Consider the following 21,594-nt stretch of genomic DNA (forward strand, 5'->3'; position numbering starts at 1 on the left):
CGCTCATGGCGTGTGCGGGGCTCCTTGTGCTGGTTGGTCGATGGCGTCGGGCGTGGACGGCGGTGTGGAGTTCGGATGCTCCGCCAGTTGGGCTAGCCGGGATTAGAAACTCGCGAAGCGTAGTTCCGTGGGAAGGGAGTTCAGTTCCTCTGACCCGCTGTCGGTCACGATGACGTTGCCCCCGATGTTTACTTGATGTCGTCCGAACACAGCATCGGGCTCGAGTTGAATCGTCATTCCCGCCTCGAGGACCACATCCAGGTCCGTGCCCGGAAGTTCCGTGACCTGACGGAATCGGTCCGTGAGGCTGCTGTCGCTCCGCTCGGTCACGGGGCCCACCATCGTCAGGGGCGTGAGGCTGTGGATCAATGGGGTCAAGTGCCATGCGCCGGCACGCCTGAGGGGTTCGTCCATGGCATCGGCAACCTCGCCGAACTTCACGCCGGGACGAATGGCCTCGAGTCCGCGCTCGTAGGATTCTCGGGCCACCTGGGCTGCGCGGTGGAACGGCTCGGCGACGTTCCCGACCGCGATACACATCTGAGCCTGCGCTTCAAGCCCTCCGACCGCGGGCATCATCTCGGCGAGGACCATGTCCCCTTCCTGGACGATCCGCGGCGGTTGAGTTCGATACAGCCATCGCGGAGCGTCCCAGCTGAGGTTGTCCGGCCCGGAGTGAACAAAGAGGTCGTGAGCCATGCTCGCACCGTTGCGATGGAATTCGTGGAGAACTGCCGAGTAGATTTCCACTTCACTGACACCCGGCTTGGTGACATCCAGCATCACCTCGCAGGCCTGCTCCGCCAGTTTCGAGGCGTGACGGAAGAGCACGAGCTCTTCGTCGCTCTTGACCAGCCAGATCTGCGTGAACTCGTCGAGCAGGTCGACGAACGTCGCATTCGGCAACTCGCCTTGGATGTAGGACCACATCGGTTGCGGCGTCCATCCGTATGGCAGCAGGTTCGGGCCGCTGAGGATCCCGATTGTCCCGATTCGGGATTCGGCAAGCCCGCGCTCTTTCAACACCGAGACGATCGTCGGCGCTCGAGGCCCGAACCGCATGTCCTCGATCCAGGTCGCTTCGCCCCATTCCTGTGCTTGCAGCCAGGATCCCGCCACCGAGGCGCCTCGCTGGATCGCAACGGGATCGCCTTCCAAGGGAAGAATCACGGCGGAGCCAGGAAGGTCGTTGGTGAAGTAGGTGTCTGCCGGATACCTCAACGGGGCCGGAGGAACCAGCAAACACTCCACGTCGTTGCGGCGCATCATCTCGCGCAGCAAGCCCCACCGCCGATCACGCTCCGACAGGGTCAGGGTCGGCGGATAGGCTTCAACTCTCGAGTAATTCACGATGCTGCCTTTCGTATTTCAGCTATCTCACGACTCGCCACGGAGTTGCCTGATGTCGGCTTCGTGGGCGCCCGTTGTGGGTCAGTCCCACATCTCGAAATTCACGTTCTTCAGGTAGTCGGCCTGCATCTCCTTGGTGAGCACCTCGACATGCAGCCGGTCCTCCACCCAGAACTCGATGACGTCGAAGAGCGGACCCCGCGGGGACCGCCGGACCCGCCAACCCTCACGCTCCGCGATCGCAACGATCTCGTCCTCGGTCTTGTCTGTCGCGGTCGCGAAGTGGAACGCCACATACTTGGACGGCGACTCGTCTAGCAAGGGCCCGACCGCACCGTCAAGTCCCTCACCCGGTGCCATGGTCTGCGTACGCGGGTAGACCTCGCATGTCGTGCTTCGGTCGTCACCCGCCATCGCGATCCATGCTCCGGGCCACGGCGGGAAAGGGAACGCTTTCCCACCCCAGATTTCGGCGATGGCTTTGGCAACACGCTGAGTGTCGTCCGCAGGAATGGAAACGTGGAAGATCATGATCTGTACCTCCGATTTTCATGGGTTGCAAGTTGACCTCTGGAGGAGACTAATTGTCTTGTCACCAAGATATTCTTGGTCGCCTCCCGGGTCAAGGGTTGAGCGTGCCTACTGTCACGCGTTTGCGGACAGAGTTGCACTTCACGTCCTCCATAGAGGACAATCCGGTAACGTCCGTTTTGTATCGGGAGCGACGATGCCGTCAAGGAGGGGCTGTGCCCGAGGTACCCGCGGTGAGTGCTGCTATTCGCATGATTGAGCGTCTTGCGGCTGAAGCTCCGCACGCTGTTCCGGCTGGAACTTTGGCTAATGAACTCGGTTTGAATCGCTCCACCTGTTACAACATTCTTGCGACCCTTCAGCAGGCCGGATGGGTCAACAATGTCGGGAACCGGTCTGGTTGGACCTTGGGGCCCGGACTGTCGACTCTCGCCGGCCTCAGCGACGAATTGATCGACACCGCTGTCCAGGAGGAGATCGATCGGCTCTGCAAGCGTTTGGGTTACGTGGTCTTTGCCGCCCGAGAAGAGGGGTCCGGCGGCTATACGGTCGTCGCTGTCGCAGATCCGGGCCGGGGCGTTCGCGTCACAGTCGATGTCGGCGACAGATTTCCGTTCTCTGCGCCTGGCCTCATGCATGCCTTCTGGTCCTATCGACCATGGGAAAAGTTCGTCGAGGTGACGCGACGTCGGCGGGTGGAGCGCTTCACCGAGTTCACCGCGGTGGAACTCGATCAGCTTGCCGAACTCTTTGCCCTCGTTCGCGAGCGGGGGTACGGGGCCAGCATCCGCCAGTTCAACCTTGCTCAGAGCGGCGCCTCGGCGGCAGTGTTCGGACCTGACGGATGTCCGAAGCTGGCGCTGGTAACTCTCGCCTTCTCGAGTGATTTGGATTGGGACAACCTCACGGAGGTGGGGTTGTCGATTCGGGATGCGGCGGCGCGCATCACCTCCCGGACGGGAGGGGCGGTGCCCGATCGGCACGTCGGCTCCACTGCTACCCGATAGCCTGACCGCCACCTCCCGTTGCCTCCTCAGTGGCGCTGGACAATGCCGCCGAGGTTCGCCGCACTTCGCCATGTCCCAACCGGCGTTCACTGGAGACTCACGGCCGGGTCTGATACTACGGAAGGGGCGGACGACCGAACGAAACATGAGTTCTCACAGGCCGATCGTTCGCAAGTCGACGGTCTCATCCGCAAGCTTCGCCGAGTCCACGGTCTGGCCGGAGGCGATATAGGCCGTGGTGCGCTTGACGTCCCGTGGTCTGTTCACGCCCACCGCACCTCGCAGGGCTCCGTCGCGGACGAAAAATGCACTGAACGATCTGGACTCGGGGTCGCCGCGATACACGATGGCGTCTTCCGCCGAGGGGCGTCCGACCATCTGCACACTGACATCGAACTGGTCCGACCAGAACCACGGGACTTCACAGAACTTCTCTTGCCTGCCCAGCATGGACCGTGCGGCGGCCGCCCCTTGATTAGCCGCGTTCTGCCACTGTTCCAGTCTGACGCGTTCTCCGAGGATGCCGTTGGGGTGATTGGCTACATCTCCCGCGGCGTAGATGCCTGGATTGGACGTCTGGCAGAACTCGTCGACGATGATGCCATTGTCGACGTCGAGGCCCGCCTGGGCCGCGAGTTCCACAGCCGGATCGATGCCAACTCCGATTACGACGAGCGTGGCCTCGATGCGATCGCCCTCCGTCGTCACCACGTGAGTGACGCTCCTATTGCCTTCAATGCGCGCTACCGACGTATTCGTCGCTACGGTGACGCCTTCTTCGCGATGGATGCGGGTAAGGGCGAGTCCGATCTCGCGACCCAGAACCCGAGAAAGAGGCACGTCCCCATGCTCGAGAAGCGTGACTACGCATCCGGATTCGCGGGCGCATGCAGCTACTTCGGCGCCGATGAACCCACCTCCAATGACGACCACGGGAGCGCCGGGACGTAGCCGTTCGCGAATCGCAATGGAATCCTCGATGGTCCGGAGATACTCGACTCCCTCCAAGTCGGAGCCAGGGATATCGAGTCGCCGCACCCGCCCGCCGGTGCACAGCAGAACTTTGTCGGCGCGGATAGCGCCGCCGCCGGACAATTCGAGTTCACGTTCCGTTGGTCGGATGCGCTCGACAGTCGTACCCAGCCGCAGCGTAATGTCTTGTTGAGACCACACATCGGCCGATTGAAGGTACGCGCGCTCGGGCTCGCATTGCCGCAGAAGAACTTCTTTCGACAGCACCGGGCGTTCGTAAGGAGGATGCGGCTCGGAGCCGATCAGCTGGATTTCCCCGTCGAAACCTTCGGCGCGAAGGGTTCGAGCGGCATGTCCACCGGCCAGGTTGGCGCCAACAATTGCAATCGTCTGTCGCATCAGTCAGTCGCTGTCTGCTCTGGGCTCGCGCGGACCGACAAGGATCTCCTCGCCTTCGACTTTTACCGCGTAAACGTCAACGCACTCCTCGGCCGGTACCTCATGAGGACTGCCGTCGACCAAGCTGAACCTGCTGTCGTGCAGAGGGCACTCGACCTCGAGTTGGTCGGGGTAGAGCTCACCCCCACTCAGTCGCGTTGCGAAATGCGAGCAAATATCATTCATCGCGTAGTATTTGCCCTTGATCCGCGCGAGGCAGATCTTCACCTGACCGGCGCTGACGCCGATCATTTCGCCCTCGGGTACATCCTCGACGGCTGCGACCTTTGTCCACTGGTTGAGGGACATGACCGGTCCTTTCCACTTCAATAGTTAAGTAAATCGGCTCGTTACGCACGAGCTCATCCACGCCTTCAGAAGAAGTGACTCATGTTTTTCGATAGGATCACAGTCTGATCAAGGAAGACGTGGCGCCGCGCGATCTTGAAGCTGTCCTCGTGAGGGCGAAGAACATCTTCACGCCGGCCCACCCACCAGTCAGCATCCTGCGCAAGGTAACCGCGGTAGAAGGTGAAGTTCATGTTGACAGTCAACGAATCTTCATCGCGCGCGGTGACACGGATATTCGAGTACATGTGCCGCGTTCGCGAAGGCGGATTTTCACCCCAGGCGTATGCGCTTTGCAGCTTCCTGACCCGGATACCCAGCGTGTCCATATCATCGTCGAACAGGGCGATCTCACCAGGCTTTGTAAATTCTTCATCGAGCTGACCCGTGAGCCTGGTTTGTCGAACTGGCACCCAGTACCGCGCGTCGTCGGTAAACAGCGCCAGCCAATCGGTGTAACGCGCTTCGTCAAGGCACGCAGCCTCGGCGTAGTAGAACTGCTCTAATTCGTACTGTGTCTGCGCATTCAGGAGCATTGCCATGCCCTGGCCTACCTTTCGAACGGTGTTGGAAGCTTTTCAGGGTGGTCCGGATGCGCGTGGTTGGCTTTGAGACCCTGCCAGCTGTCGGCGTCCATCCAGTCCGCCCAGGCCCTGTACTGCCACCGCGCGTATTCCTCATTGGTCCGGCGAGCCTTCATGACAGGAAAGCCCAACTCGCTCTCCTGAACGAGTTCACCGTTACCGACGCCCATTTGATAGTTGACCGGAACGTTGCGCATGGCCGGCGCAGCCGCGCCTTTAGTGCTCAGCTCCCAGTTCTCGCCGTCGTCCTGTTCGATGACACCGCCAGGGCCCAACCTCATGATGTTCCGCTGCAGAATGGCGCGCCTCTCTTCCTCAGAGGCGTTCTTGTCGACGAACGAGAAGTACCACTGTTCGGTTTCCATGGGGCCCCTCGGATGACGAATCACGACCGCCTGGAGGAGGTTGGTGAACATGCACATGTGAGGGAAAACGTTGGCGTGGTTGTGTTCCGGAATCGTGTCGGCGACATGGCCGTACTCACCCCGGATAATCTCGCCGTCTTGATCCTCCCAGTACCCCTGGTTCACGTCATCCATCGCCTCTCCGATCGAGTCGAAAAGCGAGGCGTGGCTGATGCCGACATGGTAGTAGTCCTGGTCGTTCTCCATAGCCGACTTCCAGTTGCACTGAAGTCGGTGTTTGATGATTCCTGGAATGACTTCCATGTCACCGAAATTGGCGAGAGTGTCGATCATGTGCACGCCAGGTGCGCCCAGAAATTCGCGAAGACTCGGCGCTTCCGGATCGAGTGTGGCGAACACGAAACCGCGATAGCTCTCAACATGCGCGGCCTTGCGCAGTCCCCATTTATCCTTGTCCAGCTGTCGGTCGTAAATATTCTTGAATCCTGGAACGCCGACCAACTTCCCGGTCAGGTCATAGGTCCATCCGTGGTAGGAACACATGAACGACGACACGGTGCCGGAGTCCGCCTTGCAGACGGTGTTTCCCCGGTGCATGCAATGGTTGAGTAGAACCTGCACCGACTGATCAGCGGCTCGGGTCACGATCACGCTGTTCTCGCCCATGTAGGTCTGGAAAAAGTCTCCCTTGTTCGGGATCTGGCTTTCATGGCACATGAAGAGCCAAGCGCGAGCGAAGATTCGTTCCATCTCGATGCGATGGATGTCGGGGTCGGAGAAGATGCGCCGGTCGACCAAGCCTTGATCGTAATCGACATACCCCGCGAATGTTCCCTCGAGTGGTTTCACGCTAGTCACTGGTTGGTCCTCCGAAGCTCGTGAGATCGTGAGCGGATTGCGCCTGTCGGGCAACGGTCGATCGCTGCACAGCACGGGCGGCTGCATCTCGAGTACGAGACGACATGTCCTTATATGAAGACTAGAGATGCTCGTCACACATCGTCAATGCGGCTGGTGATGGGGTCGACCGAAGCGTTCCTCTATGCCCTGTGTCACAATTACACCATGAAAGCTTTTAAGAAAGCAATACGGAAAGCCGAATTGATGCAAGCTGGTGTGGTGCCCCGGCTACGCTGCTCATGTGTCAAAGCAGAGTCGTGGACGAGGAATGGAGCTGCGTGATGGTGGCGGGTGAACTCGAGACACCGGACATTGGTGAAGTGACCGCGGACAACTGGTCCCGAGTGATTACCACCATTGATCGAACCGACCTAGCTCTTGTGATGCGCACCCTCCGCCTGTCGACGCTTCTCGAGAATGCCCTGACCGAGCGATTGCGCCCGCTGAAGCTCACCCAAGCCGAGTTCTACGTGCTCACCACACTCCGGACGGCTGGACCCGCGCATGAGTCCCGACCATCCGACCTCGCCGACAGGCTGCTGTTGACCACGGGCGGACTAAGCAACCTGCTACGACGTCTCACCGCCCGAGGACTGGTCGAGCGGGAGCAGAGCCTCGACGACCGTCGCAGCACCCGGGTGCGACTCTCAGCTGAGGGCGCCACAATCGCTGATCAATGCCTCGAGGTGTGGAGCGATGCCCAGCAACGCTTCTTCCGCGGCGTGCCGTCGCCACATCGAGCGGAGACGTCTGCCGCCCTGGCGAGGTTGCTTTCCGATGTGGACAGCTGGCCGGCTCCGGGCGCGGACCAGAGCAGCTGGGCAAGCGACTGAGATGGTGTTCGCTCACGTCGCCGAGCAGCCCCTCCGTTCAGGAATCGCTCATTCAGTTCTGACCGAACGGCGCTGACGGGGCAATTTCGCATCGGCTGGTGGCGGCGGGGTGGGCGGCTTCATCAAGGGCGCAAGCTCGGTCGCGTGGGTGAAGCCGTCATCCGACGTCGCAGTGCCGAAGTGGAACGTCAGTTCGCCGAAGACGACCTGGCGGCGGTCTGCGCCGGGTGTCCGGTACCGCACACTGGTGGCGAACCGGCAAAGGATAAGGCACCGGCCGCGGAGGCGGAGCGGACGGCGCGCAGGGCCGGTACCGCAATCGTGCCCACGGCACACGTCGCAGCAGGTCGATGGGCGGATGCGGAATCCGACGCCACCGCCCGCGCCAGTAACCCGCTCACGCCTGAGGATTGGACTCACGGCCGAACAGTCACTTGCGATCCCGAGCAGGCCGACACCTCAGCCACAGGAAGGATCGACGCTTCGTAATATTCACCTCAATGGACGACTACTCCGACCGGTTCGACCGGCTCCTTCGCACGCGGCACCAGCGCGACGGCGATCGCTCCCAGGACCGCGACAGCACTGAACAGATAGAAGTTCCACGCTGCGTCGAGGCCCACCCCGAGAAGGACACCGCCGATCACGGGCCCCAGCACCGCGCCGATACGTCCAATCCCCAAGGTCCAGCCGAGCGCCGTCGCCCTGCTCCGAACCGCATAGAACGAGGTCACGTATACGTTCATGAGATTGGCCGTTCCAATCGAGCCGACGCCCGCAACGGCGACAAGAGCCAAGTTGGCGGCGAGCGGCAGGCGCAGGCTCAGCAGCACGAGCGCGATGGACGCGGCCCCGAAAGCAACGAGGAGCACGGTGCGTGACCCGAAACGATCGGCCAGCCGGCCTGCCAGCACCGCACCGACGGCGGCCCCGCCGTTGAACGCCACCAGCATCCAGAGACCCGATCCGAGCGGGTAACCCGACGCTCGCATCACCTCGGGGATCCACGTCGTCAGTCCATAGATGAGGAGGAGGGCGCAGAACATCGCGGCCCACAGGACGAGCGTCCGGACCAACTGGCCGGCTCGGAACAAATCGGCCGCAGGAGTACGCCCGTCGCGCGGCTGCTGCGCTTCCTCAACCGCTGCAGCGAGGGTTTCCTCATGCAGGTTCAGACGCTGGGTGAGCCGACTGGCCTCCTCGTCGCGGCCCCGTGAGCGGAGATAGGCGGCTGACTCGGGCAGGTATTTGATCGCGAGCGGGACCAGCGTCACCAGCGGCAGGGCACCGAGTACGAACATGGCCCGCCAGCCGAACGCTGGGATAAGCGGGATGGCGACCAGTGCTGCCACCACACCCCCCACGGAGTATCCGGTGAACATCAGGGTGAACACCAGATTCTTGCGCGCGGGGCGAGTGTATTCGAGGATGAGCGCGCCGACGGTGGGCATTGCGCCACCCAACCCGATTCCGGCCAGGAGCCGGGTCAGCCCGAGAATCTCCGGTGACGGCGAGACTGCGGAGATCATCATCATCGTGCTGAACCCGAGCATCGAGCCGATCGCGCACCAGCGGCGGCCGATGATATCGGTGAGCGTGCCAACCCCGAGCGCCCCGATGATCATCCCGACGAGCGCGAGTCCGCCGATTATTCCGGCGCCGGAGGGGGTCAACCCCCAGTCCTCGTCGTCGAGCAGCGAGGGGACCACGGTGCCGTACATGACCAGGTCGAAACCGTCGAAGAACATCACCAGCCAGCACAGCCAGACGACGAGCGCCGGTGCCGACCTCGGTCGACCGGAGCCCTCGCTCGCTGCCGGGAGGCCGGCGCCTCGTGAGATTCGTGTCTGCGACATCGCGTTCCTTCCCGCATGCTTCTCGGCCGCGTCCTTCACCCGAGGTGTTCGAGCAGGGACTTGCGCGCCTCCGTGCTCTCGATCAGCGACATGTGGCGTACATCGGCGAGCACATGGAGTTCCGACCCGGCGATGCCTTCGTGAAGCTGCAGCGCCATCGACGGTGGGGTGGCGTAGTCGTCCTCCCCCACGAGCACCAGTGTGGGTGCCACGATCTCCGCGAGACGGTCGGCGTCACTGTAGCCGCCGAGTGCCCGACACGCGGCCGCGTGCGCCCGAGAGTTCGTCGCGACGAAGATGGCCGACACGCGGTCGACCTCTACGGGATCCCGGCTGATGAAGTCAGGTGAGAACCACCTGTCCACTTGGAACGCGAGTTGTTGAGGCCTCGGGACGGAAACTGCCTTGTCGGCCCGCTCCGCCCAGGCCGACTCCTTCTCGGGTCCGTAATCGGCAGTCGTGTCCGCGAGCACCAGTCGGGTAACCAGATCGGGATGCCGAACGGTCAGCGCAATTGCCGTGCACCCGCCCATCGACAGTGCGGCTACGTGCGCCGGGCCCACGTCGAGGTGTTCGATCAGCGCTGCCACGTCCTCTGCCAGTTCGGGAACTGTGAACGGCTCACCGTTCCACACCGAATTTCCGTGTCCGCGGGCATCCGGTGCGACCACTCGGAAATTGGGTACGAGCTGATCAATCAACGTCCGCCAGATCTCCCCCGATGCGGCAAGGGGGTGCAAGAGCACAACGAGCGGGCCTGTTCCCTCATCGAGGTAGTGGCATTTGCCCCAGGGCCGTTCGAGCATCGGCATCACATTGCTCCCGTCATCCGGTGCGCGGCCAGCCGCACGGCCGCGAGGATCTCTGGATAGGAGGCGCAGCGGCAGATGTTGCCCTCCAGGTGTTCGCGGATCTCGTCATCGGAGGGGGATGGGTTCTCGGCCAGCAGTTCCTTGGTCATCAGCACGAAGCCCGGGATGCAATAGCCGCATTGCATGGCATTGCACTCGACGAAGGCACTGACCACGATGTCGTCCGCCGGAAGGCCGTCCGCCGTGGTGAGCGCTTTTCCGTCGTAGCGTGCCGCGTTCGCCATACACGATGAGACGCTCATCCCCTCGCACAGCACGGTGCACGCGCCGCAGGCTCCGACGCCGCAGCCCTCTCGGGCGCTGGTCACGCCGACGCGCCCACGCAGCGCGTCGAGCAACAGTTCCTGATCCCCTACCGAGACGTGGTGGGCGGTCCCGTTGACCTCGAGGTTGATGGACTTCACGGTGTCCCTCCGTTGTCGAGTGCGGTGAGAATTGATTCTGGTGTCAGGGGCAGGCGGGTCAACCGGATACCCAGCGCGTCGCGAATGGCGTTCGCATAGGCGGGGGCTACCGCCAGAATCCCGGTTTCCCCGACACCCTTGGCCCCGAAGGGCCCGTCGCGGTGGGCGTCTTCGATGATGATCGGTGTCAACCGCTGTGGGGTGTCCTTGATCGAGGGCAGCTGGTAGTCGAGCAAGGTGCCGTTGACCATTTGCCCCTTGTCGAAGACGAGCTGGTCGAAGAAGGTGTGGCCGATGCCCATGATGGCGGCTCCCGTCAGCTGTTGCTCCACGAGAGTGGGGTTGATGGCCTTGCCGACGTCGCCGGCCACGGCCATGTGCTCGGTCGTCACGCGGCCGGTGGCGGTATCCACCGCGATCCGGACGCCGACCGCACCCGCGAACCAGTGTTCGGTGACCTTCTCCGAGAGGCCGGTCGCCTTGTCGTAGGGATGCCACCAGCTGTTGAAGTTCTCGGACGAGGTGACGGTGGCGCCACGGGCTCCGAACCTGCGGTGCACGACATCTGGCAGGGTGACCAGCACCGTGCCGGCACCGTCGCAGACACCGCCGTCGGTGAGCTGGAGCTCTGCGGCATCGCGCGAAAGTTGCTCTGCTGCGAGGGCAAGGAGTCGAGCGCGCATCTCCTCGGCCACCAGCCGCACCGCATTGCCGGTGTGGTAGGTCGAGCGGCTCCCCGCGGTGATCGTGTCGTACGGTGTCGCGTCGGTGTCGGCCTGGACAACGTGGATACGGGTCGACGGGATGCGCAGGACTTCACCGGCGATCTGCGCCATCATCGTGTCGGCGCCCTGGCCCATGTCGACAGTACTGATCAACAGAGTTGCCGAGGCGTCCTCATTGAAGTTCAGCGTCGCATTGGCGACGGTGGGGGTGAGCACCGCCTTCATTCCCACCGCGATGCCCTTGCCGTACCGGATTCGCCCATTGCTCTTCGGAGTCGGCCCGGTCCACTCGATCGCCTCGGCGACACCATCGAGGCACCGAAGGAAATCGGCGCTGTGCATGGGGGTTCCCATGCTCGCGACGTCACCTTCACGCAGAAGGTGTCGGCGACGGAACTCGTACGGGTCCTCGCCCAGTTTGTGTGCGAGCTCGTCGATCACGGTTTCATGCGCCCAGGTCACCTGAGGCACACCGAAACCGCGGAACGGGCCGGCCGAGATCTTGTTGGTGTAGATGCAGCGAGACAGCACTTCGACATTGCCGATCCGGTAGGGACCGGGCACGACCATGCCGGATTTCGCCGTGATGCGTGGGCCGACGTCGGCGAACGCGCCGGTGTCGTAGCGCAGATCGGCGGTCGAGGCCACGAGGTTACCTGCGGCGTCGGCCGACAGTTTTGCGGCCACTGTCGCGCCGTGACGCGTGGTGAGTTGAAAGGCCTCTTCGCGGGTTGTCGGGATATGCACCCGGCGCTGGAACTTCCACGCCAGTGCAGCCGCGAGCGGCTCCAACCGGTCATACATTTTGGCACCGAACCCACCCCCGAGGGCGCGAGTACGCACGCGAACGCGCGACAGGGGAAGATCGAGGAGATCGGAGGCCATCTGTCGGACATACGACGGGGTCTGCGTCGTTGTGAGAATTTCCAGGCGTCCACTGTCGACCCAGGCCGACGTAACGGGCAGCTCGATGGTGACGTGGTGCGTGGGCGGCGCGTACATCGTCGCCTCGACGGTCGTCACAGCGGACGAGTGCGCCTTCCGCGCATCACCTTTCACCTGCCGGTACTCGTAGGCCACGTTCGTCTCGCGCACACCGGAAAGGTGTGCCAGATCAGCGAACACGGATGAGGGACGCAGCTCTTGATGGACGTAGACGTCACCGCGGAGTGCATCGTCGGTGTCGTAGACAGGTGGAAGCTCATCGTATTCGACGACGATCTCGTCGGCCGCGGCGCGCGCAGTAGCGATATCGGCGGCGAGGACTGCGGCAACCGGTTCGCCGGCGTAACGCACTTTCTCCACGGCGAGCGACGGCTGATCGGCGAACGCCGGGCCGGTGAACATGCGGTCCCCGAAGTCCTTGTAGAGGTCCTGCCCGGTGACGACCGCGATTACACCTGCCACGCGCTCGGCGGCAGTGACATCGATGTGGACAATGCTCGCGTGCGGCTGAGTGCTGCGGTGGATCGCTACGTAGGCAGTTCCGACTGGGACCGGCTCATCGCCGACATACCGAATCGTCCCGCGGACCCGGCCCACGGCATCGAAGCGTTTGCGCCGGGCTCCGACGCCCTCGAGATGGCCGACCGATTCTTCCGCGCTTACGACCACCGGTTCGCAAGGGTTCGTCTGAACCTCAGACATGATGCAACTCCTTCATCACTGCGCGTACCCCGTCTTCGACGGCGACTCGGCCCAGCCGTGTCTTGTATGCGACACCACCGCGAATGTCCTCGATGGGATCGATGGCCGTACTCGCGATGTCGAGGGCTGCGTCGACCACGTCCTGGTCGGACATGTCGGACTCGATATCGAACGCCAGATATCGAGTGGTAGGGGCCAGGGCGCCGAGTCCGATCCGGAGTTCGGTGTATTCACCGGGAACGGCGAGCACGGCAGCCGAGGCACAAGGCCAATCGTTCTCGGCCAGACTGCTGTACTTCACGAATGCTCCGGCCGCGCCTGCCGGCTGGCGCGGAATGTGTATTCCGGTGATCAATTCGTCGGGTTGGACCTCGGTGACCTGGAAGTCGACGAAGAACTCCCGGGCGTACACCTCCCGCGTTCCCCGCACCGAACTCAGCATCACGGTCGCATCGAGCACCATCAGTGCGGTGGGCGGGTCGAGCCGGTAATCGCCGTGGGCGATATTGCCACCAACACTGGCGGTGTTGCGCACTCGCGGATTCGCGACCTTCGCGTACGTCGACGCAGCGAGGGGCACGGCGGACACGATCCGTTCATCGCGCTCCATCTGCCGCAGGGAGACGAGCGGTCCGACCATGACCGCCTCAGGTGTCACCGAGATCTCCCGCAGTCCTGGCACGGCACTGATGTCGATGAAGTGCTCGGTGAACAGAATTCCTTGCTTGAGTAGGATCTGGATCGCTGTTCCGCCGCCGTACACCATGGTGTCGTCGAGATCGTGCAGGAGACCGAGTGCTTCCTCGAGTGTGTCAGGTGTATGGAAGGTCGCCATCAGCGGCCGCGCTTCCAGGTGCCGACGATGATTCCCCACGCAAACGCGGCGGCTGCCACCGCCACCAGGAAGGGCAGGTCCTCGCGGCGACCATTGGTGGAAACGCCGCCTGCGATCGCCGGGACGGTGAGTTCCGAAGGCTGGGAGACCTTTTCGGCGGTCGTTCCGTCTGTCGCCGCGGCCAGCAGCACCTTCTTCTTGGCCGGCTTGCTCCCGGAATGTGGCACCGGACGGCCGGCGCAGACCGCCGCCAAGTTCTCAGCGAACTGGCGTTCCACTTCGACGCTGCGGCGTCGGATGACGGCCTCGCCCAGACGACCGAGCTTGCCCCACATCGCTATTTCGAATTCGTACTCGACGACCGACGCTTCACCCTGGGGTGTGATTCGGACGCTGGCGTCAATCTTTATCGTGCTCCCCAGCCGGCGATCTTCGCCTTTGAGTACCGCGTTCACGGTCGCGGCGCCGTCGTCGCCCTTTTCCTCCATCGAGGTAATCACCGCAGAGAACGCGGCCTTGAACTTCACATGGGAAATTTCATTGGTCAGCGTGCCACGGTAGGTCGTCTCATCGACCTGCTCGAACTCCTCACAGCCAGGCAGGCACTCCCGCATGGTGGCGGGATCGAAGAAGAGAGCGACGACCTTGTCGGGCGCTGCGGGTACCTCGAAGCGAGAAGAGAATTTCATGAGCAAACCCAATCCGTATTGTGTCCTTTACTGAGGACGATATGTCTTCCCTGCAAGACAGTCAAGGGTTCGTGTCGGATCGTCAGAAACACCCGCGTAGGTGTATTCGTTGCCTCACCCTGAAAAAGCCCGGCAGAGGCGTGTCGGTCTGACGAGCTGTGGCACACGACTGGCTGAAACCGTGACCACGCGCGCAAGACACTACGTACAGCGTTGACCTCAACTGATGCGACGAACGACGGAACGACACCTCTGCAGAGTCGTTGCCGCTCAATTAAATATGTGGTCCGCAACCCCACAGCGTCCAACGTCAGATCCAGGCGAGTGAGTCAACGAATCAGACTTCGCGGGCATCCTGACATGAAGCAGCAGCGAGGGCGCAGTTGAAGTCTCCGCGTCCGTCACACGATCTGTCGACGCCGAGCCGCGCCGGGCGAGATCAAGACTTGTCGATCAGTCGGGTCATCTTCCCCTCGGCGAAGAGGAGGGGACGACCGGCATGAGCGGACGCATCCACGTCGAGGACCTCCGCCAACATCAGCTGGTGATCGCCTGCCGGGACGACGGAGTGCAGTCGAGTGTGAAAGGTCATCACCGCCGCCTCGATCACTGGTATCCCATGGCCGGAGAGCGACCACTCGAGGGAATCGAACCTTCGTTCGAGCGGGAGTCGAAAACTGTCCGGCGTGGTCCTATCGTCCTGATCGAGCACCGAGAACGAATGGCGGTCGAGGCCCGACAGCACTGAAAACGTTGTCGAGCTGTTGTCTCCGAAAAATCCGACCAGCCGCGGGTCCAGCGACACGGTGGTGAAGGTCCCGACTACCATTCCGACCGGAGCGTCATCTCGCATCCCCGCCGCCACGACGACCGTTGTGGGAAGCAGTCGGCAGAGTTGCCTGAAGTGTGTCGCATCGATTCGACTCGGGCCTGCTTGTGTTGTAGTCATGGATACGGGTCGCTTTCGGTCAGCAGCCGGCTGGTTCGACGACGAGTCCGGTGGGTTGTTCTTTCAGACGTCAATTCCTGCAGTGGATCAGTGTGGGCCGATCGGCTCCAGGCCAAGTTGTTCCTGGCCGAACATGGCGTAGATGCCATCGACGTCCAGGGTCACGTGGCGGCTCCCCGCTACGACGTCGCGCCAGAACCGCTGCAAGGGCACGTTCAGCGAAGTAGCAGAGGCACTGGCCCCTTCTACCAGGATCGTTACCGCATCGAGCGCCTGACGGGTCGCGAATCCGATGTCTCGGCGCAGGCGGACCCGCTCCTCGACGGACACGTCTTCGCCAGCCCGCACACGGGTCTCGTGACCCTCTAGATCCGTCAGAAGCAGAGCCATCGCTGCGTCGATGCGCGCCGCTGCATCGCCGATTCTGGCCTGGATGAACGGGTTGGCGGCCGCCGGAGCAGATGATCCGGCCTTGAGCGACGTTTTAACCTTTGTACGCATCGTGTCCACGAACCAGTCGAGTGCACCTTGGGCTGCGCCCAATAGCGGCGCAACCAGGATGACGCCTCCGAGTGTGGAGAAATTCCAGCGTGCCATCTCATTGCCCGGAATTTGGTGGCCGGGCGCCGCCTCGAGCGTGATGTCGTCCAATCGCACGACCCGACGGTGCGGCACGAACAGCGGCTCCTTGCGAATCAACGTCTTACTACCCGACCCGGCGAGGCCAGCGACCTGCCAGCTGTCCTGATCGATCTCGAGGTCCTTCACCTCGACCATGAACCAGGTGGTGACCGGCGCTCCGTCGAACTTGGTGACGGCGGAGACCACGGCCCAGTCCGAGTTGTCGGAGTTGCTGGAATAGCCCCAACTTCCCCAGATCTCGTAGCCTCCGTCGACCTCACGCGCCTTACCGGTCGGGATCCCGGAAAGACAGACGAGGTTGTCGGGCGAGTTTCCCCAAATCTCCTCCTGGACCTCCAGGGGCCAATAACTGGCGAACCATGAACACGAGTTCCCGACCAGCACCGCCCACCCCGTGCTGCCGCATCCCCTGCCCAGCTCGAACCCCACCTCGAGCCACGTGGTCGGCCCAGTCTCAAACCCTCCGAACCGCCGAGGTTGGCAAAGGCGGTGCAAGCCAGCCTCCTTGATCAGACGCGTAGTCTCTTGTCCGACCCTCCCTTCGTCCTCGGTCTTCCTTGCCGAGGCTGCGAGCACCGGCCGGAGTGCCCGAGCTCGCTCGAGGAGTTCGCCCTCACGCGGGGCGATGTCGAGTTCCGTTGCAAGCGAGATACCCAAGGTATTTCTGCCCTTCTAGTGTAAACAAACGGTTGATGTAAATAATCGACGCTATGTCCCACATAGGAGACACCATGTCCATCATGCAGGCCATTTGATCGAGGCGTCAAGGGTTACAATTCCCCTCGTCGATCTGCAATTTGCCGAAATTCATTGCTGCACAGTCATTCTTCGATTGGCAACAATCCGTCGCCGTCGTCGGTGCGCGGCGTGAGAGGCCAAGGGGGCGCCTACACAGAAATTCTCGAACACGAGCGTGACGGCATGTGTTCGTAATCGGAACACTTGCCTTCGACAGGACAGGGCATTGTGAACCAAGTCACTACGATGGGTGTTGGTCTGGCACGCACGCCGACACGTCGACTGCGCCTGCAGAACATCAATTGAATCAAGTTTTGACGCGGAGAACACGTCTGTCGGCGGGTTCCACAGGAAGGGATCAACTAGTGTCGTCACTGAAGACCGGCCCGGAGCGAGACGTTCGAGACGTCGGAGCTGTATTGACCGAAGAGCAACTCGGCCACATCCGGCATTTCGACAATCTGTCACGGCAATTGCTGAATGACTGGTCGATGATGCAGGGCAAGGGTATTGGACAGTTCGATTTCGGCGCGATTCGGTTCCAGGTCGCTTACATGGCGTACGGGCTCGCACTTGCTCACGTCCATCGGTTGCCTAACGCGCCGGGGGTGTTCAAACCCGTCTTCGAACGTTTGATCGAGAAGATTCTGCTGCCCGAAGCGTGGTTGTACTGGCGCGACGTCAGTCGGGGTGGTGCGGTATTCAACGCCCACCTGGCGGAGAAGTACCGCGAGGAGTGGAACCCGGTCGCCCGTGACAACATCATGTACAGCGCCTATGTGCAGTCCATGTCGCTGATGTATCACTACCTCTTCGGTGACGACCGATATGCGCAGCCCGGCGCGCTGGCCTTCGACTATTGGTCCTTCTTCTGGGGCGGAGAGCCGAAGCATTTCGAGTATGACGAGAACTCCCTCAACGAGCATCTGTATTGGCAGATGGTCGAGAGCGGTTATCTCGGCGTCGCCTGCGAGCCCAACTGCACCTTTCAGATCTGTAATCAGCCGGCGATTCTCGGTTTCCGCATGCATGATCTGGTGACCGGCGAGAATGTGGCGGCCGAGGTCACCCGCAGCTACGAGCAAGCTTGGGCACAATTGGGCAGGCTCGATTCGACCGGTCATTACAACATGATGCTCACGCAGGACTCCGGCACCGTCTTCCCCAACGAGTCGGCCGCCCCGTGGATCGACGCCTGGTGCGGAACGCTGATGAACACGTGGAACACCGAGTTCGTCCACTCCCATTACCCCCAGCAGATCCAGGACCTGGTGGTCGAGGGCCCGGATGGCACGAAGTCCGTGCGTACCCCACCCGACTTGCAGGTGATGGGTCAGACCGTCATCAACGACACGTGCGACTTCGGGTGGGTCGCGACATGGGCATCGGAGATGGGCGACACGGCCACCCTGGACGGGCTCCTCGCTCACGCCGACCGCTTCATGAAGCCGACGTGCCGGGACGGCGGTCTGTTCTACCCGCGAAATGACACCGAAGCCGACGACAACGGCAATCGCACCATCGTCGAGCCGTTAACCGGCAACGCTCTCCTGGGGTATGCCCGCCTGAATGTCCCGGACGGCATGCGGAAGCTGTATAACGAGCCGTGGGGCCCGGAGCATTTCACCGAACCGGCACTCACCGCCGTCTCGGGTGACATCGCGGTGAGCCAAGCACGCTTCTCCTCGGCTTCGAATGTGCTGACCTTCCGCGTCCAGCGACATGGTGATCGAGACGGAGACGGGTCGATCGTGCTGGGCAACGTCGCCGACAGGCGGCAGTGGTCCTTGACGGAGAACGGTGTGATCGTCGCTACCGGTCGAGCGGGCGAACCGATCACGTCGGACCAGCCATCCGACGGGCCCGTCGAGATCGATCACGTCGAGGGTGGTGTCAGAGTCCGGGTGCCTGCCGGTGCACCGCGCACATTTCTTCTCGAGGTGTCCCCACAATGAGGGAGGCGGCCATGACAATGGATGAGGGTACGAGCAGGCCCGCCGGACGACATATCGGGGGAAACTTCGATCTCGTCGACCACGATGGGCGCGCGGTCACCGAGAAGTCCTACCGCGGTAGCTATGCGGTGATCTTCTTCGGCTTCACGCACTGCAAAATGGTGTGCCCGCGCGCTCTGCACCGCCTGTCGACGGTGCTCGATCGCCTGGGACCGCTGGCCGACCGGGTGCAGCCGCTCTACATCACCGTCGACCCGGAGCGGGACTCTCCGGAGGTGATGAGAGAGTTTCTCTCCTCTGACTATCCGCGGTTCACAGGCCTGACCGGCTCAGCAGCGCAAATCGAGAAAGCGAAGAAATCCTTCCGCGTGTTTTCCACGACGGTCTCCGACCCGGACGATCCGGACAGCTACCAAATGCCGCACTCGGCGTTCACTTATGTCCTCGGCCCGGATGGGTCGTACGTCACGCACTTCACCGATGCCGTCGACGAGGATGATTTGGTGTCCCGGCTGTCGTCGCTGCTGCGGTGATATTTGCACGCGGCCGGCGCCCGGACGGCTCGACGTCCGCGCGCCGCTGACGGCAGTCGACCAAGCGAGGTCCGAAAGTCCGATGCACGCCCACCCACTGATCCAGACGCTCATGGTCGTCGGCCTTGTCGGTGCGGCACTGCCCCTTTTCTGTGGGCAGTGCCGCACGCTCGAGGTATGGGTTGCGCACCTGGCGATGGTGGTGGTGATGGCGACAATGTTCATCCCGGGCGGCTGCGCAGGGTGGGTAAGTGTGCTCGCCGGGTGCGTTCTGCTCGCTCTGGCGATGTGGGTGACCTCCGACATCGCGGATCGCTCGACCGCTCTTCCCTGCGCTGCAGACCTGACGGCGATGTCGTTGATCCTTGTGTTCGTTTCGCCGACCGTGTCCTATTCGGATGCGGTACCCCGATTAGACGACAGTTATCCGGGTTCCCTCCACGCCCATCACTTAGCAGGTGGGGCGACGACGACCATCACTTCCTGGCTTGGCCCACTCGTCTTGATGTGCTGGGCGGGAATTGTGCTATATCCCCTCTTCGCGCGCCGCCGCGAACCGACCGGTCGACATGCGAAGATCACTGCCGCCTCGGGCATACTGATGCTGACCGGAATGGTGCCGATTGCAGCATGACGAGCAACAATGAATAAACCGCCCGATACGCGGAATTCGGGTGAGTGGAGCACAAGATGACGACACCTGAGCAGGACCCGAACCAGCCGACTCGGCGTCGACCGGAAATCGAACTCGCGTGGCGCCGCGCGACGATGAGTGGTCTCGATCCCGGCATGGAGGTTCGCGAAACCGCGATCACCGATGTGGAGACACGCAGCACCCTCTCGATCGCCGCCGGACCCGTCTTGGACAAAATGGTCGATGAATTGGCAGACACCCGGTTCTCGATTCTCCTTGCCGACCGAACCTCTCGTATCGTCGACCGCCGTGTCACGAGCAGCGCGATCGGCCGGGCACTCGACCGTGTCCTCGCCGTTCCCGGATTCCAATATCTGGAAGAGGTGAGTGGAACGAACTCGTTGGCCACCGCCTTCGAGCTCCGCCGTCCGATTGCTGTGACCGGGGAGGAGCACTTCCTCGAAGCGCTGCGCTGTTTCTGCTGCTACGGAGTCCCGATCATCCATCCGGTCACCCACCGACTCGAGGGGGTCATCGACGTCTCCGGCCCCGTCGCCGACGCGACCACCCTGCTGGGGCCGTTCCTGATGCGGGCGGCCCGCGACATCGAAGAACGCCTTCTCGAAGGATCGCGGGTGGCTGAGAAACAACTGCTCGCCGAGTTCCAAGCCCACGCGAGCCAACGACGGTACGCGGTGGTCGCCCTCGGCGAGAACCTCGTACTGACGAACACCGCGGCCGTCGACCTCGTCAAGGGATCCGATCATGTCGCCCTGCGAGCCCTTGCAGCGGATCTTCCCGGCACTGCGCCCGTCGAACGTTCACTCACCCTCGCCTCCGGTACCGAAGTGTCCGTCCGGGCCCGGGCCGTCAGCGGAAGTCACGGTGGCGCCCTCTTCGAGATCACCAAAGAGGCTACGGCCGGTCCGCGCGGGACCGGGCCGGGCCGTGCACCGGCGAGCAACACACCGAAAACTAGCTCATCCTCCACCGGACTGTCCCGGACCATCTTGATTACCGGGGAAGCGGGAACCGGGAGAACCGCCACAGCACGGACGATGTCCGGCGCAGACTGCACGGTTTTCGATGCCGCCGACGCGATCGAGGACGAAAAACAGTGGTTCCTCCACGTGCGGTCAGCGTTACGCGAGGACGACACACGGGTTGTGATCGACAATCTCCACGCCCTCAGCCCATGGTTGGCCGATCAACTCACCGCCCCCGTGCGAGTCAGCCGCAACCAGGTAGTCCTCACCAGCGCGCCCCTCACCGAACTCGGCACCGCCCACCGCGCTCTCGCCTCGTTGGCGTTGACTCGGCACGATCTGCAACCTCTGCGCAGCTATCCACACAAGCTCGCTTCGGTGGCGACATCCGTTCTGGCAGAGATACTTCCCGATTCGGCTGTCGAGCTCGCCCCGTCCGCCCTCCAGCTTCTCGCTGCACAACCGTGGCCGGGTAACATCCGCGAATTGCGTGCAGTTCTCCAGTACGCCGCTCGCGGCCGAGAACGCGGAATGATCATCGAATCTGATCTCCCCGAATCGGTGCGGATGAACACCCCGTCGGGCCGGACACTGACCTTGATGGAGACCGCCGAACGCGATGCCATCGTCGCCGCCTTGCGTGCGTCCCACGGGAACAGAGCTGCTGCAGCCACGGAACTCGGCATCGGACGGACGACCCTCTATGCCCGTCTGCGCCGGTACGGCATCACGGATGCCGAACCACGGACCAGTGTTCGTAATCGGAACAGTTCAACGGTCCGTGATCGACGAATGTGAGTA

General features: G+C 62.5%; 20 protein-coding genes. 6 read left to right on the forward strand and 14 right to left on the reverse strand.

Translation table 11 applies throughout. The annotated features are described in order from the left end of the window. Window positions 1-102: 102 nt before the first annotated feature. Entirely contained in the window at window positions 103-1,350 is a 1,248-nt protein-coding gene (locus AZG88_RS39725) for a M24 family metallopeptidase (RefSeq protein ID WP_061700785.1), read from the reverse strand. A gap of 81 nt (window positions 1,351-1,431) precedes the next feature. Next, on the reverse strand, window positions 1,432-1,881 hold the full coding sequence (locus AZG88_RS39730) for a hypothetical protein (RefSeq protein ID WP_061700786.1): 450 nt from the start codon (window positions 1,879-1,881) through the stop codon (window positions 1,432-1,434). 233 nt (window positions 1,882-2,114) lie between these two features. On the opposite strand from AZG88_RS39730, the gene AZG88_RS39735 reads away from it, so the two are divergent. Beyond that, window positions 2,115-2,888 (forward strand): IclR family transcriptional regulator, encoded by a 774-nt coding sequence (locus tag AZG88_RS39735; protein WP_156517732.1) that lies wholly within the window; start codon window positions 2,115-2,117, stop codon window positions 2,886-2,888. 153 nt (window positions 2,889-3,041) lie between these two features. Here AZG88_RS39735 and AZG88_RS39740 read toward each other — a convergent pair whose 3' ends face one another. The 4 genes from AZG88_RS39740 to AZG88_RS39755 all read right to left on the reverse strand — a co-directional run bounded on the left by AZG88_RS39740 (window position 3,042) and on the right by AZG88_RS39755 (window position 6,453). After that, window positions 3,042-4,259: an NAD(P)/FAD-dependent oxidoreductase gene (locus AZG88_RS39740; protein ID WP_061700788.1), complete on the reverse strand. Its 1,218-nt coding sequence runs from the start codon at window positions 4,257-4,259 to the stop codon at window positions 3,042-3,044. Between the two features lie 3 nt (window positions 4,260-4,262). Further along, window positions 4,263-4,607, reverse strand: coding sequence for a Rieske (2Fe-2S) protein (locus AZG88_RS39745; RefSeq protein ID WP_061700789.1), 345 nt, complete (start codon window positions 4,605-4,607; stop codon window positions 4,263-4,265). A 65-nt stretch (window positions 4,608-4,672) separates the two neighbouring features. Beyond that, on the reverse strand, window positions 4,673-5,188 hold the full coding sequence (locus AZG88_RS39750) for an aromatic-ring-hydroxylating dioxygenase subunit beta (protein WP_061700790.1): 516 nt from the start codon (window positions 5,186-5,188) through the stop codon (window positions 4,673-4,675). A gap of 8 nt (window positions 5,189-5,196) precedes the next feature. Beyond that, window positions 5,197-6,453, reverse strand: a complete 1,257-nt coding sequence (locus AZG88_RS39755; RefSeq protein WP_197488016.1) for an aromatic ring-hydroxylating oxygenase subunit alpha — start codon at window positions 6,451-6,453, stop codon at window positions 5,197-5,199. 299 nt (window positions 6,454-6,752) lie between these two features. Here AZG88_RS39755 and AZG88_RS39760 point away from each other — a divergent pair, with 299 nt between their 5' ends. Further along, window positions 6,753-7,328 carry a MarR family winged helix-turn-helix transcriptional regulator gene (locus tag AZG88_RS39760; protein ID WP_197488017.1) on the forward strand — a complete coding sequence of 192 codons (576 nt, stop codon included), beginning with the start codon at window positions 6,753-6,755 and terminating at the stop codon, window positions 7,326-7,328. A gap of 497 nt (window positions 7,329-7,825) precedes the next feature. Here the strand turns inward: AZG88_RS39760 and AZG88_RS39765 are convergent, their stop codons facing one another. From AZG88_RS39765 to AZG88_RS39800, 8 genes are all read right to left on the reverse strand, one after another. Further along, entirely contained in the window at window positions 7,826-9,184 is a 1,359-nt protein-coding gene (locus tag AZG88_RS39765; protein WP_156517733.1) for an MFS transporter, read from the reverse strand. Window positions 9,185-9,219: 35 nt separating this feature from the next. Further along, window positions 9,220-9,990, reverse strand: a complete 771-nt coding sequence (locus AZG88_RS39770) for an alpha/beta fold hydrolase (RefSeq protein ID WP_061700875.1) — start codon at window positions 9,988-9,990, stop codon at window positions 9,220-9,222. 5 nt (window positions 9,991-9,995) lie between these two features. Continuing rightward, entirely contained in the window at window positions 9,996-10,460 is a 465-nt protein-coding gene (locus AZG88_RS39775) for a (2Fe-2S)-binding protein (protein ID WP_061700794.1), read from the reverse strand. Beyond that, window positions 10,457-12,832: a xanthine dehydrogenase family protein molybdopterin-binding subunit gene (locus AZG88_RS39780; protein WP_082833594.1), complete on the reverse strand. Its 2,376-nt coding sequence runs from the start codon at window positions 12,830-12,832 to the stop codon at window positions 10,457-10,459. Before AZG88_RS39780 ends, AZG88_RS39775 begins: the two co-directional genes overlap by 4 nt. Further along, on the reverse strand, window positions 12,825-13,667 hold the full coding sequence (locus AZG88_RS39785; RefSeq protein ID WP_061700795.1) for an FAD binding domain-containing protein: 843 nt from the start codon (window positions 13,665-13,667) through the stop codon (window positions 12,825-12,827). Before AZG88_RS39785 ends, AZG88_RS39780 begins: the two co-directional genes overlap by 8 nt. Next, the gene (locus AZG88_RS39790; RefSeq protein WP_061700796.1) at window positions 13,667-14,356 is read right to left on the reverse strand and encodes a CoxG family protein; all 690 of its coding nucleotides are present in this window, start codon (window positions 14,354-14,356) and stop codon (window positions 13,667-13,669) included. The genes AZG88_RS39785 and AZG88_RS39790 overlap by 1 nt, the downstream gene beginning before the upstream one ends. Window positions 14,357-14,795: 439 nt before the next feature. Further along, window positions 14,796-15,305 carry a flavin reductase family protein gene (locus AZG88_RS39795; protein WP_082833595.1) on the reverse strand — a complete coding sequence of 170 codons (510 nt, stop codon included), beginning with the start codon at window positions 15,303-15,305 and terminating at the stop codon, window positions 14,796-14,798. Window positions 15,306-15,392: 87 nt separating this feature from the next. Next, window positions 15,393-16,523 (reverse strand): acyl-CoA dehydrogenase family protein, encoded by a 1,131-nt coding sequence (locus AZG88_RS39800; protein ID WP_061700798.1) that lies wholly within the window; start codon window positions 16,521-16,523, stop codon window positions 15,393-15,395. Window positions 16,524-17,104: 581 nt separating this feature from the next. Between AZG88_RS39800 and AZG88_RS39805 the strand changes: the two genes are divergently transcribed. The 4 genes from AZG88_RS39805 (at window position 17,105) to AZG88_RS39820 (ending at window position 21,591) form a co-directional block, all read left to right on the forward strand. Then, window positions 17,105-18,640 (forward strand): linalool dehydratase/isomerase domain-containing protein, encoded by a 1,536-nt coding sequence (locus tag AZG88_RS39805; protein WP_061700879.1) that lies wholly within the window; start codon window positions 17,105-17,107, stop codon window positions 18,638-18,640. Then, window positions 18,637-19,173, forward strand: a complete 537-nt coding sequence (locus AZG88_RS39810) for an SCO family protein (RefSeq protein ID WP_197488018.1) — start codon at window positions 18,637-18,639, stop codon at window positions 19,171-19,173. The genes AZG88_RS39805 and AZG88_RS39810 overlap by 4 nt, the downstream gene beginning before the upstream one ends. A 112-nt stretch (window positions 19,174-19,285) precedes the next feature. Beyond that, complete coding sequence (locus AZG88_RS39815) at window positions 19,286-19,807, forward strand: hypothetical protein (protein ID WP_156517734.1); 522 nt, start codon at window positions 19,286-19,288, stop codon at window positions 19,805-19,807. A gap of 56 nt (window positions 19,808-19,863) precedes the next feature. After that, entirely contained in the window at window positions 19,864-21,591 is a 1,728-nt protein-coding gene (locus AZG88_RS39820) for a sigma-54-dependent Fis family transcriptional regulator (protein WP_156517735.1), read from the forward strand. Window positions 21,592-21,594: the final 3 nt, after the last annotated feature.

Origin of the sequence: Rhodococcus sp. LB1 (assembly GCF_001583455.1) — a bacterium.
GTDB lineage: Bacteria > Actinomycetota > Actinomycetes > Mycobacteriales > Mycobacteriaceae > Rhodococcus_F > Rhodococcus_F opacus.

Bases quoted from the DNA above. Each gene is read 5' to 3' on its own strand.
- AZG88_RS39730 (WP_061700786.1), bottom strand. From the start codon at position 1,881: ATGATCTTCCACGTTTCCATTCCTGCGGACGACACTCAGCGTGTTGCC.
- AZG88_RS39740 (WP_061700788.1), bottom strand. From the start codon at position 4,259: ATGCGACAGACGATTGCAATTGTTGGCGCCAACCTGGCCGGTGGACAT.
- AZG88_RS39745 (WP_061700789.1), bottom strand. From the start codon at position 4,607: ATGTCCCTCAACCAGTGGACAAAGGTCGCAGCCGTCGAGGATGTACCC.
- AZG88_RS39750 (WP_061700790.1), bottom strand. From the start codon at position 5,188: ATGGCAATGCTCCTGAATGCGCAGACACAGTACGAATTAGAGCAGTTC.
- AZG88_RS39765 (WP_156517733.1), bottom strand. From the start codon at position 9,184: ATGTCGCAGACACGAATCTCACGAGGCGCCGGCCTCCCGGCAGCGAGC.
- AZG88_RS39770 (WP_061700875.1), bottom strand. From the start codon at position 9,990: ATGCTCGAACGGCCCTGGGGCAAATGCCACTACCTCGATGAGGGAACA.
- AZG88_RS39780 (WP_082833594.1), bottom strand. From the start codon at position 12,832: ATGTCTGAGGTTCAGACGAACCCTTGCGAACCGGTGGTCGTAAGCGCG.
- AZG88_RS39785 (WP_061700795.1), bottom strand. From the start codon at position 13,667: ATGGCGACCTTCCATACACCTGACACACTCGAGGAAGCACTCGGTCTC.
- AZG88_RS39790 (WP_061700796.1), bottom strand. From the start codon at position 14,356: ATGAAATTCTCTTCTCGCTTCGAGGTACCCGCAGCGCCCGACAAGGTC.
- AZG88_RS39795 (WP_082833595.1), bottom strand. From the start codon at position 15,305: ATGACTACAACACAAGCAGGCCCGAGTCGAATCGATGCGACACACTTC.
- AZG88_RS39810 (WP_197488018.1), top strand. From the start codon at position 18,637: ATGAGGGAGGCGGCCATGACAATGGATGAGGGTACGAGCAGGCCCGCC.
- AZG88_RS39815 (WP_156517734.1), top strand. From the start codon at position 19,286: ATGGTCGTCGGCCTTGTCGGTGCGGCACTGCCCCTTTTCTGTGGGCAG.
- AZG88_RS39820 (WP_156517735.1), top strand. From the start codon at position 19,864: ATGACGACACCTGAGCAGGACCCGAACCAGCCGACTCGGCGTCGACCG.